The 15,586-nt window shown below is 68.2% G+C and carries 13 protein-coding genes and 1 pseudogene; 8 read left to right on the top strand and 6 right to left on the bottom strand.

What is annotated here, in order from left to right:
- The first annotated feature begins 146 nt into the window (after positions 1-146).
- Together ACL03I_RS27740 and ACL03I_RS27745 are read left to right on the top strand one after the other, a co-directional pair.
- A complete protein-coding gene (locus tag ACL03I_RS27740; protein ID WP_355079774.1) occupies positions 147-869 on the top strand; it encodes a TVP38/TMEM64 family protein in 723 nt (240 codons plus the stop codon).
- A gap of 424 nt (positions 870-1,293) precedes the next feature.
- Positions 1,294-1,692 (top strand): hypothetical protein, encoded by a 399-nt coding sequence (locus ACL03I_RS27745; protein ID WP_412807319.1) that lies wholly within the window; start codon positions 1,294-1,296, stop codon positions 1,690-1,692.
- 139 nt (positions 1,693-1,831) lie between these two features.
- Here the strand turns inward: ACL03I_RS27745 and ACL03I_RS27750 are convergent, their stop codons facing one another.
- Complete coding sequence (locus ACL03I_RS27750) at positions 1,832-2,278, bottom strand: cupin domain-containing protein (RefSeq protein ID WP_355079778.1); 447 nt, start codon at positions 2,276-2,278, stop codon at positions 1,832-1,834.
- Positions 2,279-2,378: 100 nt separating this feature from the next.
- Between ACL03I_RS27750 and ACL03I_RS27755 the strand changes: the two genes are divergently transcribed.
- Complete coding sequence (locus ACL03I_RS27755) at positions 2,379-3,074, top strand: TetR family transcriptional regulator (RefSeq protein ID WP_412807320.1); 696 nt, start codon at positions 2,379-2,381, stop codon at positions 3,072-3,074.
- A 227-nt stretch (positions 3,075-3,301) separates the two neighbouring features.
- Positions 3,302-5,005, top strand: a pseudogene (locus tag ACL03I_RS27760) (metallophosphoesterase).
- 6 nt (positions 5,006-5,011) lie between these two features.
- Here ACL03I_RS27760 and ACL03I_RS27765 read toward each other — a convergent pair.
- Positions 5,012-5,344 (bottom strand): TfoX/Sxy family protein, encoded by a 333-nt coding sequence (locus tag ACL03I_RS27765; RefSeq protein ID WP_355079783.1) that lies wholly within the window; start codon positions 5,342-5,344, stop codon positions 5,012-5,014.
- Positions 5,345-5,800: 456 nt separating this feature from the next.
- On the opposite strand from ACL03I_RS27765, the gene ACL03I_RS27770 reads away from it, so the two are divergent.
- Positions 5,801-8,026, top strand: a complete 2,226-nt coding sequence (locus ACL03I_RS27770; protein ID WP_355079785.1) for a hypothetical protein — start codon at positions 5,801-5,803, stop codon at positions 8,024-8,026.
- Positions 8,027-8,063: 37 nt separating this feature from the next.
- Entirely contained in the window at positions 8,064-8,681 is a 618-nt protein-coding gene (locus tag ACL03I_RS27775; RefSeq protein ID WP_412807321.1) for a chloramphenicol phosphotransferase CPT family protein, read from the top strand.
- Between the two features lie 106 nt (positions 8,682-8,787).
- Here the strand turns inward: ACL03I_RS27775 and ACL03I_RS27780 are convergent, their stop codons facing one another.
- On the bottom strand, positions 8,788-9,705 hold the full coding sequence (locus tag ACL03I_RS27780) for an NAD-dependent epimerase/dehydratase family protein (RefSeq protein ID WP_364437614.1): 918 nt from the start codon (positions 9,703-9,705) through the stop codon (positions 8,788-8,790).
- A gap of 141 nt (positions 9,706-9,846) precedes the next feature.
- Between ACL03I_RS27780 and ACL03I_RS27785 the strand changes: the two genes are divergently transcribed.
- A complete protein-coding gene (locus tag ACL03I_RS27785; protein WP_397276733.1) occupies positions 9,847-10,848 on the top strand; it encodes a GlxA family transcriptional regulator in 1,002 nt (333 codons plus the stop codon).
- A 50-nt stretch (positions 10,849-10,898) separates the two neighbouring features.
- Here the strand turns inward: ACL03I_RS27785 and ACL03I_RS27790 are convergent, their stop codons facing one another.
- The gene (locus ACL03I_RS27790) at positions 10,899-13,778 is read right to left on the bottom strand and encodes a hypothetical protein (protein ID WP_412807322.1); all 2,880 of its coding nucleotides are present in this window, start codon (positions 13,776-13,778) and stop codon (positions 10,899-10,901) included.
- Between the two features lie 298 nt (positions 13,779-14,076).
- Between ACL03I_RS27790 and ACL03I_RS27795 the strand changes: the two genes are divergently transcribed.
- A complete protein-coding gene (locus tag ACL03I_RS27795) occupies positions 14,077-14,853 on the top strand; it encodes an SDR family oxidoreductase (RefSeq protein ID WP_412807323.1) in 777 nt (258 codons plus the stop codon).
- Between the two features lie 171 nt (positions 14,854-15,024).
- On the opposite strand, the gene ACL03I_RS27800 is transcribed toward ACL03I_RS27795, so the two are convergent.
- Positions 15,025-15,261, bottom strand: a complete 237-nt coding sequence (locus tag ACL03I_RS27800) for a YgaP family membrane protein (RefSeq protein WP_412807324.1) — start codon at positions 15,259-15,261, stop codon at positions 15,025-15,027.
- Between the two features lie 42 nt (positions 15,262-15,303).
- Positions 15,304-15,573 carry a metal-sensitive transcriptional regulator gene (locus tag ACL03I_RS27805; protein WP_355079796.1) on the bottom strand — a complete coding sequence of 90 codons (270 nt, stop codon included), beginning with the start codon at positions 15,571-15,573 and terminating at the stop codon, positions 15,304-15,306.
- Positions 15,574-15,586 lie beyond the last annotated feature (13 nt).

Below are 15,586 nucleotides of genomic sequence, written 5' to 3' on the forward strand. Positions count from 1 at the left end.
GATTCGGGATTCACACCCCGGTCGGCCACCGCCGATAGCTCAAACCGTAGAGCCCCGCTTCGTGATTGTGTCCCGTGCTCCGGCGGCGGGCACTGTGCACCCTCGACGTGAACGTCCGGCCAGCTCGAGGCAGGATTGCGGTCAGCATGACGGACAACGACGGCTTCTTTCGCACCGGACGGCGGCGGCACATCGCGCGGCTGGCGCTGTTCGTCGTATTCCTGTTCGGGATGTTCTATCTGGTCGCCGTCGCGGGAGTGATCGACGTCGAACGCGTGCGCGACGCGATCGCCGCGACCGGACCCGCGGCCCCGTTCGCCTATCTGGCGGCCTCGGCGGTGCTCGGCGCGATCTTCGTGCCCGGCCCGATGCTGGCCGCCGGGAGCGGTCTGCTGTTCGGGCCGCTGGTCGGGACGTTCGTGACGCTGGGCTCGGCGGTGGGCACGGCGACCATCACCAGTTTCCTCGGGCGGCGGGCGGGCCGCGAAAGCGCGCGCGGGTTGCTCGGCCAGGAGCGTGCCGAGCGTATCGACGCCCAGATCGCGCGGCGCGGCTTGTGGGCCGTCGTCGGCCAGCGCTTCGTCCCTGGCATCTCGGATGCACTGGCGTCGTACGTATTCGGCGCGTTCGGAGTCCCGCTGTGGCAGATGGCCGTGGGCGCATTCATCGGCTCGGCTCCACGGGCATTCGTCTACACCGCTCTCGGCGCATCGATCGGCGACCTGTCGGCCCCGCTCGCCTACACCGCCATCGCGGTCTGGTGCGCCACCGCGATCATCGGAACTTTCGCCGCGCACCGCGGATACCGCAGCTGGCGGGGCGGCGCGAACCGCGAGCCAGAAGCTGCGCCGGATCGCTGCGGGGACTAGGACAAGTTGATCTACCTGCGCCGACTGTGCGATCTAGATGTGGCCGTACCGGTCGAACCCGGCTCGGACACCGCGATTACGCCCATCACCGCCTGCCCTAGTCACTGACGCGAGACGGCAAGCGCCGCTTACGGATTCGCGACCCCGATGACTCGAAGCGCGTGCTACTGCGAAGCGGTTGGCGTACTTGCTAGCGTTTGTCGCGAAGGTTTCGTTCCGGCCGACGATCCGGGGGTGCGGCTTGCGCATGTGGGTGGGCGTACTCACCTCATGGCACACCGGTTGGATTCGACGACTTCACCGCAACTCACCTCGCTGGCCCGTGGTATGAGTTCACTGCTGTGTGGCGTAGCTGACGCCGCCGCCTGCTCACCACTGGGAGCATCGAGCGTTCCAGACCAGCTGGTATGACACGCTGTCCGTCATGTCCACTCGGCCCATCACCTCGCCGAACCTCACCGGCCAGGGACGTATTGCCTCGATTCTGCGGTTCACCACCGAACTGATTGCCTGGATCGCCACCCTATGGGCACTGGCCGATCACTCGGTCGCGCTCGCGGTCGCGACATTGGTCCTGCTCATCGGGCTGCCGACCCTCTTCGCCACCCCTGGCGACAAAAGACAGGTCCTCATCCCGGTCCCCGGCATAGTCACCATCGGTCTCGTCGTCCTCCAACTCGCCGCCGCCGTACTCGCGTCCTGGGCCACATGGCCGGCCTGGGCGGCCGTCGTCGTCACCACGTTGACGGCCGTCACGGCAATCACCGAACTGCCACGTTGGCGCTGGCTACTCGGGGCACCGGCCCGTGCCGCCGGACGGTGACCCTAGGACCGACACCGGTCGAATTCCTGCATGATGCCGATACCGTTACGGTGCCCGCGCCGCCGGATCGCCCGACCGCGACCGCCGACATCCGGACGCCATCGGGCTCGGCAACCACCGCCCATGCGACCGAACGGTCCTACGCGCAGGCCGGGGCGGGTGCGTCGACGAACAGCGGTTCGCCCGTGGGCGGGGCGTAGACGACGTCGAGGACGAGCGGCTCCGCGCCGAGGTTCCGGCCGATGTGCACATTCCATTCACCCGCGGGCTCGTAGATGAACTCGCCGGTCCGGAAGACCGGAGCGTCGCAGTCGGGTCCGGGGTGGGTGAGCGTGCCCGACCGCACGAAGCCGAAGACCGGACCGAGGTGGTAGTGCCAACCGGTGGAGCCGCCGGGACCGATGGTGATCTCGCGAACAACCAGATCGGTGCCCGCGACGAACGGCACCAGCCCGGCGGGAATCTGCGCCTGGCCGAGGGTGACGGCGGTGATGTCGCTACCGGGCGTTGCCTCGGCGGGCGCCGCGCTCACCAGCGCACCGGCGAGCGCAACCGGCACTGCGGCGACGCGGAGAAAGAGCGTCATCCTGGCAGCTTAGCCACGGCGGCGGTATCGGAACACGCGTTCGCTCAATGCCGCCGCGGTGACGAGCACCCGCGCTCGGATCCTGGATTACCGTACGTACGTGGCCCGGACAGACGAAGATTCGACGGCGAAGATCCTCGACGCCGTCGTGTCGATGCTCGAATCGCACGGCTACGACGCGGTCCAACTGCGTGCGGTCGCCCGCAACGCGCACGTCTCGCTGGCCACGGTCTACAAGCGGTACCCCACCCGCGACGATCTGATGCTCGCCGCCGTCGAGCAATGGATGGCGACCAACACCTACGCCGCCCCTGCCCCGTCCGTCGAGGACGAGACGCTGGCCGACGGCCTGGTGCGGTTGATGCGTTACGTGTTCGAGCCGTGGGAACGGAATCCCCGGATGCTCGAGGCCTACTATCGCGCGCGGTCCGGCCCCGGCGGCCGACGACTCGACGCGCAAGGCTTCGACGCCGTGCTGCCCGCCGCGAGCGCCCTGCTGGCCGATGTCGATCCCGACTACACCGCCGACATCGCGCTCGTGCTGACCAACATGATCTACGCGCTGATCGGCCGTTTCGCGAACGCCGATCTCGATATCGCCGAGATCCTGCCCGCGATGGAGCGCACAGTCCGCAGGCTGACCGGCAACAACGCACCGCTGGCGGCCGCCGCCGGGTCCACGCGGCCGGGTGCGCCGGGGTTCCCGTGGAGCGCTTCGCTGGTCTTCCCGTTCTCCCCCGGCACTTCCACGGATACAGAACAGTCGTCGGACGCGACGGATCGGCCGTCGGCGTAGACGCGTCGGCCGCAACCCTGCCGAGAAAGCGCGGCCCGTTGGCCGTCGACCATCCGACTCGAAACCCAGGCGGGTCGCCGGTGAAATACGTTCGGGCATCACATATTTCACACATTTCCGACAAATGTAACAAACCCGAACGGCGAAACCGTCTGTTCACGAGGTATTCCCGCGTGCGGTGCGATGTCGAGTTGCTCCGTGCGCCGTGCCGGTACAGCATCTGCGGTATGCCGTCCACACCGCTGAATCCAGCAGGCGACATTCCGGACACCGGAATTCCCGGCCATCTCGCTGCCCACATGACCATGCCCGAGCAGCACGAATAGCACCGCGCCTACCTGCGCCGTCGCCCGGTGTCGCGGCGCAACGTACTACGCGGCGCCGCCGCGGCGGCAGCGGTGGCCGCCGTCGGCACGACGCCGTTCGGCAGGCGCGCCTACGCCGACGAGGCCCAGCTCGCGGTGGGTGGACGGCGCGTCGCCTTCGGGCCGGACGCGGCCAGCCAGTTGCGTTTCGCGGCGCAACTCTCGCGGCGTCCGGCGGGCGCCACGGTGTATCTCGACCACGGACCGACACCGGCGCTGGGCGCGACGGTCCAAGCCGAGGTGCGCAACCTGCTCACCCAGCTGCCCACCGCCGACGGCGGCGTGCTCGCGGCCGAACAGTTCTACGTCCACGCCCCGGTGGACGGCCTGCCCGGACGGGTGCCGCACTTCTATCGCTGGCGGACCTCCGACGGATTCGTCGGCGACATCCGCGCCGCCGCACCCGCGATGCCCAGCGCACGCCCCGCGGTCCTTCCGTTCCGGTTCACCATGATGGGCGATCAGGGCACCGACGAAACGCCCGCGCTGCCGGAGGGCGTCGCTCCCGGCGACTACGACGACAAGTACTACAAGGCCGACAACGATCCGGCCGCGCCGCACGCGAGCAACGTGCTGCGCCAGATCGCCGCCGCCAGGCCGGACTTCCACATCCTCGCAGGCGACATCGCCTACGCCGACCCGTCCGGCGCGGGCAAGCCGGGGCAGTTCGCGGCGCACGGAGCGCAGCAGGCGAGCGGTTTCGACAAGTACAACCCCTACGTCTGGGACGTCTACTTCAACGCCATCGAGCCCAGCGCCGCCCAGACACCGTGGATGTTCGCCACCGGCAACCACGACATGGAGGCGACCTACGGCGACCACGGCTACGGCGGGCATCTGGCGCGCCTGGACTTCCCCGGCAACGGTCCGGCGGGCTGCCCGTCGGCGTATACGTTCACCTACGGCAATGTCGCGGTGCTCTCGCTGGACGCCAACGACGTCTCCTACGAGATCCGGGCGAACAGCGGCTACTCCGGCGGGGCACAGACGAGTTGGGTGGAACGCACCCTGGCCGCCCACCGCGCCGACCCCGACATCGATTTCATCGTCTGCTTCTTCCACCACTGCGCGTATTCGACCACCGAATCGCACGCCAGCGACGGCGGTGTGCGTGACGCGTGGGTCGGGCTTTTCGACCGCTACCAGGTCGACCTGGTATTGCAGGGTCACAATCACGTCTACGAGCGCACCGATCCGCTGCGTGGTGGGCAGGCGACGAAGGTCGCGGGCGACAACTCGATCGTCTACCCGGAGACCGACGGCACCGTCTACTACACCGTGGGCGGCGGCGGACGCCCGCGCTACGAATTCCAGCCCGGGTCGCGGGAAACCTTCCGCGGCAGCGAGCTGGCCGACACCTCGGTGCCGAACAGTTACGTGTGGACCCCGGGCGGCGGTAAGCAGGACGAGGCCGCGCCGTGGTCGCGGGTCCGCTTCCGGAATTACTCGTTCCTGCGCGTCGACGTCCGGCCGGGCGTGTTCGCCAGCGAGATGGACGTGGTCGCGGTCGACGAGTACGGACGCGAATTCGACCGTGTGCTGTTCCGGCGGCAGGTCAGGGCCTGAGCGGAGCTACTTCTTCGTTTTGGGTGGGAGGGTCCGGGCGTAGGCGACGCCGCGCTCGACCCATTCCCGCAGTACTTCGTCGTCGTCGACGGCGGTGACCCGCAGCCAGCCGACCATTTCGCGCCCGCCCATGACCATTGGCTCCACCGTGTCACCGAGGAGCCGCTCGCCCTCGTCGGGATCGACCCGCACCAGCAGACCGCCCTGCCTGCTGGCGGCCACCGCCATATTGCCGCCGATCAAGAAGGCCAGGCCGCCGAACATCTTCCGCTCGGTGAGTTCGGGGCCGGGTGCGATCAGTTCCCGGATTCGCTCGGCCAGCTCCTCGTCGTATGCCATGACGGCATTGTTCACCTGGTGTACGACAAGTCGGGCGATCGACGACCGCGTGTCCTCCCCTGGTCGCCGTCCGGGGCGAATATCGCGTACACCGATGACGTGGCCTGCGTCGAAGGCGGCTGGTTGCGCTGAAACGCTCTGTACACCAGTTGATTTGACGCACTTCGCAAGTAGACGGCCGAGGTGCGTACGTACACTCCCGAGCCGCCTGGATGTCATTGGACGTTCAGGCGGATGTTTCCGTCCCTGTCTGTAATACAGGACGTGAGACGGGGGCGAGACGCCATTGACGTTCGCGTGCAACCCGTTTCGGAATTCGCAGTCGACTGCGCCCCCAGAGACGGGACGAAGGACTCTTTCGTGCACATCTGCCCCCAGGCGGTGCGATCACGCACTGTCCGCCTCAGTTCGACCGAGCGGCATTCGATCGGAGTCCCCCGCGAGTTTCCCACAGCCGTGACCGCGTTGCTCGCCGGTGCGCCGAACTGGTGGCCGGGTTCTCGGCCGGGCGTTTGGCGGCGGCGGGCGATCTGGACCACCCTCACTCTCTTCGCGCTCTTCGTGTTCCCGGGCTTCCTCGGTGCGCTGGCCGTCGCCCAAGACGCGGCGGGCAGCACTTCCGGAACCTCCGGCATCGACGGGCTCAGCTGGATGAACATCCACGACTCGTCGGGCATCCCGCTGTCGGACTACCGATTCGCGACCGGCGACGAGAGCCTGTTCAAGCCGCGCGCCACCATTCTGTGGGCCGTGCTGGGCTTGGAGTTCATCGGCTACATCGCCATCGTGACGACGGCGATCTGGTTGATCGGTTACGCGTTGAGCTTCCGGTGGCTGGACATGTTCAGTGCGGCGTTGCACGGCGTGGCCGACACGCTCACCGGTCAGATCGCGACCCCGATCATGCTGGTCACCGCGGCGACCATCGGCGCGGTCTGCGTGGCGTGGTTCATCGCGCGCGGCTACCACGCGAAGGCCACCATGCAGGTGGTGACGATGGTGGGCGTCGCGCTGCTGGGCCCGTTGTTCCTCGCCGAGCCTCTCGCGGATGTGCTGTCCTCGCACGGGTTGCTGGCCCAGGGCCGCGATCTCGGGATCTCGGTGGCCGCCGGTCTGAACGGGAACGCCGACCCGAATCCGACCCAGTTGGTGGCGACGATGCAGAGCGACCTGGCCGATAATTTCGCCCGGAAGCCGCTACAGGTGTGGAATTTCGGGCACACGGTGGACCAGCGGCCCGCCTGCCGATCGGCGTGGTCGTCGGGGGTGGCGGCGGGTGACGACTCCCGGGTGATCAGCGGCCTGAAGTCCTGTGGAGACAGCGCCGCGCGCGCGAAGGCCGAGAATCCCTCCATGGGGCAGGTCGCCACGGGTCTGATGCTGCTGGTCTGCGGCGGCATCCTGCTGGCCTTCGCGATGTACCTCGGCATGAAGGTCATCAAGGCCGCGCTGGACACGATCTATCACGGGTTCATGTCGATATTCGGCTTCGCGGCGGGCGGATTCGTATACGGTCCGACGCAGACGTTCCTGGTGCGCAATGTCGTCGACAGTTTCGTCGCGGCGGCACGAATGACGGCGTACACCATCTTCCTCGGCGTCTACGTCTTGTTCATGGGCAATCTGTTCGCGCAGGCGCGCGGACAGGTCATGGCGGTGATCATCATCGCGGGCACCGTCGAGATCGTCGCAGTCCTCCAGCTCAAACGCCTCAGCAGCGGTTTCAGCCGGGGCAACGACTGGATCGCCAACCGATTCGCGCTCGCGATGCAAGGCAGTACGAGCAAGTCCGGGAGCAGCGGCGGCACCGCCCTCGGCATGGGCGGCGGTGGCGGCGGGAAGTCCGCGCCCGGTATGGGATGGGTGACCCCACTCTCCACGCTCAACACCATCAACTCCTCGCCGGTGACGGCCTGGCTGGCGGGCGGGCGGGTCAATCCGTTCAATCCGCTCTCCAGCACCCGACGGACGATCGAACGCTCCACCAGAAGGATCCTGGCCAGCCGCGAAGCGGGCTACGTCGAGCATCAGCTGTCCCGCACCAACTGGCGTGGTGTGGCGGTCGACGCGGCCCAGCAGGTCGGCGGCATACACACCCAAATAGGCGTGTCGCGGGCCTTGAAAGTATTGCGCGACAACAAGGTTCCCGATTCGCGCATCCATGCTGTCCTGCTCTCCTCCGGCGCGAGCCACGAGCGGGTCACCAATGCGCTGACGGCATACTCCGTCCAGGAGTCGACGGCATCGCAGAACCCGTACAGCTTCGCGCCGTTGCAGAAGGCGATCGCGGCGGCGTGGGCGGTGGACAACCACGTCGACCACGAAGCGCACGATGCCTTCGCCGCCCAGGCGGTGATCGCCGCGGACAGCTTCGTCCGGCACAGCAACGCGCCCGCCCCCAACGCGAACATCGATCAGGCGTTCGTGCAGCGGGTCGAGCAGAATTGGCATTCGGACCGGGCGCTGCGCGCGGCGATCACCCCGGACGAGTGGGACGGCGCGGGCCGTGACACCCGTTGGGCGATCGGCCACCGAGTCGCGACCATGCACCAGGAAGCGGCCAGGGAGTACTACGCGAACCCGAACGACATCAACCGCGAAGCCCTGATGCGATCGGCCAGGCGCGTCGCCAACCTCGATCACCTGGATCCCGACGGTGGCCTCGACCCCTGGAATCCGTAGCGAGCCGGGCTGGACGATGACCCGGTAGCGTGGCGGGATGCGCAGCGTCGAACCGACCAGCCGCGTCATCTTCCTCAACGGAACGTCGAGCTCGGGTAAGACGACCTTGGCGCGAGCCATCCAGGACGAGAGCGACATCCCCTTCGTCTACTGGGGCATCGACACGTTGTTCCAGCTCATTCCGCCGAACTGGGGCGGAGGACGTGACGGTCCGCTCAGCCGAGAGGGATTCTGGTACGACCGCGACCGGGACGCGGACGGCAGCCCGATGGTGGTCATCCGCTACGGCGAGGTCGGGCGGCGGATGCTGCGTTCCGCCTGCGCCGCGGCCGCCGCCTTCGCCCACGGCGGGGACCACCTGGTGATCGACGAGATGTTGCTGAGCGCGGATCTACTGCCGATCTGGATGGCCGCGCTGGCCGGGCTGGACGTGCAGCTGGTGCGCGTCACCTGCCCGCTGGCCGTGGCGGAGCGGCGTGAACAGGCGCGCGGACGCGACGTCAAAAAAGGCTTGGCGCGCGGCCATTTTCACGCGGTGCACCACCACGGCGCCGCCTACGACACGATCGTCGACACCAGCACGGGCACCCCGGCCGAACTGGCCAGAACCGTCCTGCGACGACAACAGTTCGCGGGGAAGGCGACGCCTCCCTGACCGATGTCCGCGCGAGCGCCGGCGCGCGGGTCCTCAACTGTCGGCGAAGATCTCGACCTCACCGCGCCGCCACGATGTGCGGTCCCAGCAACGGCGTGGTCCCGGATCACGCTCGAGCCGCGTGCACCACCTGCGCGAACACCTCGTCCGGGTCGGATGCCTTCAGGCCGAAGGTGTCGCGAATGGCCGAGTCGTCGACCGTGAAGGCCGCGTGCGACATGTGGTAGGTCTCGAACAACTCCGGCCAGAACGGGTCGGTGAGGCCGAGCAGCGTCAGTTCGCGATCGCTCATGACCGCCAGCCGCGGCTCGGGCGCCCCGGCCGCCGCGGCGAATCGTCCGGCCAGCTCCCGCGCGGTCGCGGTGATGCTCGGCGCATGCCACGGCCTGCCCCACGCGCGCTCGTCGCGGGCGACGGCGACCGCTGCCGCCGCCGCGTCGCCGACCGCGGTGTATGCGTGCGGCAGGTCGAGTTCCTGCGGCAGCAGCGCCAACTGCCCCGCCGAGATCTTCGGCTGTGCGAGGAGCGAGAACACCGAGATCGCGCCGGGACCGATGAATTGGGACGCCCTGACCTCGGTGACGCGCACTCGGCCCGCCCGGTGCGCCTCTTCCGCTTCCCGCCACATGCGGGCGCGAACCCGCCCTTTCGGCCCGGTGGCCGCCAGCGGTGCCTGCTCGGTGACCGGCCCGTCGGCGGGACCATAGCCGTACAGGTTGCCGAGCATCACGTAATTCGCACCGGACCGCTCGGCGGCGGAGCGAATGGACCCGAACAGCGGCGGGATGGTCTCCGGCCAGGTGTGATACGCGGGCATGGCCATGTTGAACAGGGTTTCGGCGCCTTCGGCAACAGCGGTCAGCGCGTCCGCGTCCGAGGCGTCGAGGGCGATTCGTTCGATGTTCGGGTGCTCGGGCCCCGCGCCGCTGCGGCTGACCATGCGTACCCGGTCGCCGGACCCGGCCAGTAGCGCCGCGGTGGCCGAAGCGGTGGCGCCACGTCCGACGATGACATGCGAATGCATGCGTATTCCTCTCTGCGACAAGTCTTTCCACACGACCTGCGGCATTCGGGGTGCCGTTCGCCGGTCGTGCGCTACTCAGCCTGCCGGTGCGGCGACGGGTAAGCTACTGGCTGGATTGCCAACTATCCCAAGGATCAGGCCATGCAGACTGTCGCTGTCGTCGCGGTTCCTCCGGTGAAAGCTTTCGACCTGGCCATGCCCGAAACGGTGCTGGGCGCGGCGATGGTCGACGGCGAGCCCGGCTACCGCATCGTGGTGTGCACCGCCGTGCCCGGCGTGCTGCCCGCTGGGCTGGGTGGATTCGACGTGGTCGTCTCCCGGGGCTTGGCGGCGATCGAGGAGGCGGACATCGTCATCGTGCCGAGCACCGGAAGCCGCGCCGACGCGGACGCCGCCACGCTGACCGCCCTGCGCCGCGCGGTGGCCGCGGGCAAGCGCGTCACCTCGATTTGCAGCGGCGCCTTTGTGCTGGCGCAGGCCGGCCTGCTGTCCGGCCGCACCGCCACCACCCACTGGGCTCTCGCCGACGAACTGGCGGCGAACCACCCGGACGTGTCGGTCCGCAGTGACGCGCTGTTCATCGAAGACGGCCCGATCACCACGGCCGCCGGCGCGGCGGCCGGAATCGACCTGTGCCTGCATCTGATTCGCGCCGACTACGGCGCGACCGTCGCGAACGCGGCCGCTCGCACGGCCGTCGTCACCCCGGTGCGGCCCGGCGGCCAAGCCCAGTTCGTGGACGCGCCCTTGCCCGCCGAGAACGGCGTGACGCTCGCCGACACCCGCGCCTGGGCGCTGCGACGGCTGGACCTACCGTTGTCGCTGGACGATCTGGCCGCCCACGCCCGCACCAGCGTGCGCACGCTCACCCGCCGCTTCCACGAGGAGACCGGCCTCAGCCCGCAGAAATGGCTGCTGCACCAGCGCCTGCAACGCGCCAGGGAGCTACTGGAATCCACGACGCTGCCGATGGACCAGGTGGCCAGGCACAGCGGCATCGGCTCGGCGGAGTCGCTGCGCCAGCACATGATCCGGCACGTCGGAGTGCCACCGAGCAGCTATCGGGCGTCGTTCACCCGGTCGCCGGCACATCCGGATTTCGCGGACAGGGCGGTCGGCGCCGGAAGACCGACCAGCCCATGAAGGAGCCGTCACGCCGACTGAGCGAAACGCCGGCGGCAGTCGAACGCGCCCTACGGGCAGCGGGCTTGAGCGGGACGCGCAACTCCCATCAAGGCGTTCCATTCGGCGCCGGTGAGATCCGGACCAGCATGCGCACAAGCGGCCCGGATCAGGCCGTCCGGTGAGATGTCCCGTTCGATCAGCGTCCCATCGACGCCGCCGGAGAACGCGGGACCGGGATTCACCGTCACGAGATACCGTCCATCAGCGGACAAGGCGACGGCGGATGGGACGTGCCAAACGGAATCAGGCTCGAGTTCGCCCAGATTCGTGCCGTCGGCGGCGAAGACAGTCAGATAGCCTGCCTCGTCTTTCGCGACGACCACGTTCGCGTCCGCAGCGGCGGCGAGCTGCGCGGCCGAGTTCCGAGTACTGCGGAACGGGATCGTCCGCTCTCGATTCGAGCCGGTCCGATCCCAGATCTCGATGCTGTCTTTCCGGCGGATCAGCAGATGCCGTCCGGCGAACAACACCGACTGCGCGTCCTTGCCGTCGATATCGTGCGCGTTTTGCTGTCGCGCCAAGTCATAGACCGATATGTGCTCGGCATCGCGCATGACCAGGAACTCTCCGGCCGCGTCGATTCCCGCTTCGACGACATGGTCTGTGTCGACCGCGCCGCCCAGCGGGATGAATTCCGAACTGATGCCGCCGGTAGCCAGATCGTGCAGATACGCCCGCCCCCTGCTGTCGAGAGAAACAGCGGTGGGTGATACGGACGACACACCGGCCGCCTCGACGCTGATCTGCGGTGGTGGCGAGGACAGGACCGTCACCTCGAACGGAGTCTCCACGTGGGGTTTGGGCGGGAATACACGTCGCTCGTAGCCGGATGCCGGATTCGCGGCGATTGCCAGCATCGTGCCATCCGCGCGCCAGGCGAGTTTCCCGGATAGTCCCGGTATGGAGAGCTGCCGGGAGGGGTTCGGCCCGAGCTGTTGGATGATCACCACGTCACTGTTGAGCGCCGATTCTCCCGGATCTTTGTCCTGGCCGGTGATCACCGCGGTGCGCCCGTCCGGGGACAGCGACAAGCTTGGTTCACAAGAATTGCATCCTTTGACGATCGGCACCGCTAAAGATTTCGCCAGCCGGTCGCGCTGCGCGAGATCCCACAGGGTGATCAGTCGCCCGGACGCCGAAACCAGCTGCGTTTCGGAGGTCCCGAGGAAACGCAGTAGCTTCCGGTCGAAATCGACGGCGGTACCGGTGATCAGCGGTGGCGGTTCCGGAGGCCTCGGCTCGCCGGTGACGGGCCCGACATAGAACCCGGCGTCGGCACTGGGCACCGCCGCTATCCGCGCCGAGCGGCTGAGCACGGCGGGAGCCGATCGCCTCGGCATCGCGACGCCCACATATCCGGGCTCTGGGCGCACAGCGCTCGGAGTCGGACGCAGCCGGAAAACCGGCGCCGGAATACCGGGCAAGACGGCGCAGGTGAACGAGGACCCGTCGGGCGACAATTCCCCGACGTCTTGGCCGTCGCCGCAGGCGGGCCCGGTGTCGAGAGGTGAAAGATCCCGGTCGGCGCCGCCGCGAAGCGAGATCTGCCGTACCTTGCCGTCGGTTTCGAGTAGACGCAACGCCGTGTCGTCGGTGAACACCATGCTCGTCACCGCTCGGTCGATCGGATGTGACGAGAGAACCCGTCCACCGGCATTGTCGATGATGTCGACCGTCCCCGGGGTGCCTTCCGCCGCCTCGGTCTCCTTGCGATGGACCGCACCGAACTTCCCGGACGCGGATACGGCGACGACATCGACTTCGCTCGCGCCGGGCACGCCGAAGTCCGGCCGACCGGAGTTGCTGCCCCACAGTGTGATCGAGGCGCCATCCGTGGCGAGAACCGTCCGGCCGTCCGCGGCGACGGCCAGCGAGCGGATCTCGCCGGGCAAACGCGCGACCGAGGTCGTCACCGAGCCTCCCGGCGCCCATGTCACGACTTGTCCATCGGCGAGCCCGGCAACGACGGTTCGACCGTCGGCACTGCTCTGCAAGGCCGTGACCTCCGCAGGTGCCGCCACGTAACGAGCGACTTTCGGACTGGCCAGATTCGCGCGCAGCAGGGCGGCTCGGTGACGTGGACTCGGGTCGAGACGGTACGCCGCCACGGCCAGCAGCAGGGCCGCGCGGACATCCGTGGCCATCTTGGTGTCGGCGACGGAGGCCATGAGCCGCGCCGTGGCGATCTTGGCCTGCTCCTCTGCGCGATTGCTCTGCACCCGAGCCACGACCGCCGCGATCAGCGCCACGACGAGCAAGATGACCAACGCGCCGATGGCGGTTCTCGCCCAGCGCAAGTTCCGCTTGGTCTGCTGGTAACCCTCGGATTTGACGTCGGCCTCGGAGACGCCGCGAATGACCGCGGCGATCCCGACCGCGATGGCGTCGATGTCCGGACGCGGGACTCCGTTCGCGTCCGCACGCCATTTGAGCGTTTTGTATACGGGTTCGGACGCGAAAACACCGAACAGGCGTGGCGGTAGGGCGGTCGAGCGCGCCCGGTCCCAATCCCCGGCTTCTTCGTCCCAGAACAGGGACCCGGCACTGAGGACCAGCAATATCGTCTCGGGAGACCGATTCGCCAGCCACCACTCGATTTCGCGGTCCACCCATTTGGAGCCGGCAGCCTCGGGTGAAGCCACCACGACGAGCCACTCGGAACGCGACAGGCCCGCGACGATCTTGCCCCACAGTTCGGCACCGATCGGGACACCGCTGTAGTCGAGGAAGATGCGCGTTCGCGGGAAGCGGTACCAGGGTCGTGGCAGCTTCTCGATCGCGTTCTGGACCAGCGGAAGCACCGCACGGTCCCGCTCGCCGCTGTAGGACAGGAACGCGCCGTATCCGGTGTCCGCACGGGTGGTGCGGCGCCTCAGCCCCGCACGCACAACCGCTCCTCGCGTCCTACCGCGTTCGCGCCACCACGAGCCACGCCTCCCACCGGCATCAGGTCCCCTCTCCCGATCGTAGCGGCTCCTGCACTCGCCTCGACATCGATTCAACCACCGCGTCAGCGTTCGGAGCTCGATACCAGAAGATCAGTCCTGCAATCGTTTTCGCCGATATGAGACGAGGACAGGCGGATTCGGCGTTCGGTCACCACGTCATGCCGCGAATGTCGTGGGCGACGCACCGTGTGACGACGGCCTCGCACGTTCCCGCGGACTTCGGCGGTAGAAGTGGTCCATGACCAAGATTCTCGTCACGGGCGGAACCGGCGCGCTGGGCAGACAAGTGGTCGATCGGTTGCGGGAAGCGGGCCATGACGTACGGGTACTGTCCCGTCGCCCTGGCGCGGGCACGCACGTCGGCGACCTGCGAACCGGTGTCGGCGTGGCGGAGGCGGTGGCGGGAACCGAAGTGATCGTGCACGCGGCTTCGGATTTTCGTCGCGCGGGTGGCGCGGACCTCGAGCAAACCGAGAACCTGCTGCGGCATGCACGGGAGGTTCGGCACCTGCTCTACGTGTCGATCGTCGGAATCGACCGGATCCCGTTCCGGTACTACCGCAACAAGCTGGCCTGCGAGCAAGCCGTCGTCGACAGCGGCGTCCCGCACACGATCCTGCGGGCGACGCAGTTTCACGAGCTGATCGCTGCGCTGTTGCGGACCGTCGAGAAATGGCCGGTGGCGCCGTTGCCCACGACCTTTCGTTTCCAGCCGGTCGCCGCCGCCGACGTGGCGCGGCGGGTGGCCGAGTTGGCCGTGGGCGAGCCGCTCGGCCGGGCACCCGACTTCGGCGGTCCGGAGGTGCTGACGATGGCACAGTTGGCGCGGGTTTGGCAGGGTGTCCGACATCGGCCCCGGCGTATCGTCCCGCTCCCCGTTCCGGGACGAGTCGGGAGCACGTTCCGGGCCGGGCTGAACACATGCCCAGATCATCCCGACGGCACGCAGACCTGGTCACAGTTCGTCGTGTCGAATCCGGCGAATCCCTACACCGGTCGGAAGAAGCCTTCCTGACCGCGAACTTTCGACCGCACCGACTCATTGCCGACGCGAACGGGGCGGGCCCAATCGTCCGGGCGCACGCGATCCGACGCCCGGCCCGCCCGCGAACCGCGGCCGGTTCAGCGCCGCTCAGGCTCTGTCGGCCGCCGCCGATTCGACGGCCGCCGAGTGCGTCGATGTCGGTCAGCGCGCATTCGGGCTGGCGCCCGCGGGAATGCCGGCGCGGCGCATGAGCAGGGTGGCCGGGCACCAGCCCACGGCGCTGTAGAGCAGCAGATTGGCCCCGACCAGGGCGGGAAGCAGCAGCCACCACGCCGAGATCGTCGCGGCGAGTACGGTGCCGAGCAGCACGAACGTTCCGGCCAGCAGCGGAACCAGGCGTGCGATGGTCCATTCACCTGGCCAGCTGGATTCGATCATCGGTCATCCTTCTCCAGATCACGCCCTCGCGGAACGCGTGCGTCACGCCAGGGCAAGGAACAGTTTCTCCAGTTGATCCACCGTCATCGGATCGGCGGTCTCGGCGTCGGGGTTCGCGAGGCATTCCCGCAGCCCGGTAGCGACGATCTTGAAACCCGCTCGGTCCAGTGCCTTGGAGACCGCGGCGAGCTGGGTGACCACGTCTTTGCAGTCCCGGCCCTGCTCGATCATCGCGATCACTCCGGCGAGCTGGCCGTGCGCGCGGCGCAGCCGATTGAGTACCGAGGCGATGGCGTCTTCGTCGCCGACCATGATGTTTCTCCTT

The organism is Nocardia sichangensis (assembly GCF_047200615.1).
GTDB lineage: Bacteria > Actinomycetota > Actinomycetes > Mycobacteriales > Mycobacteriaceae > Nocardia > Nocardia sichangensis.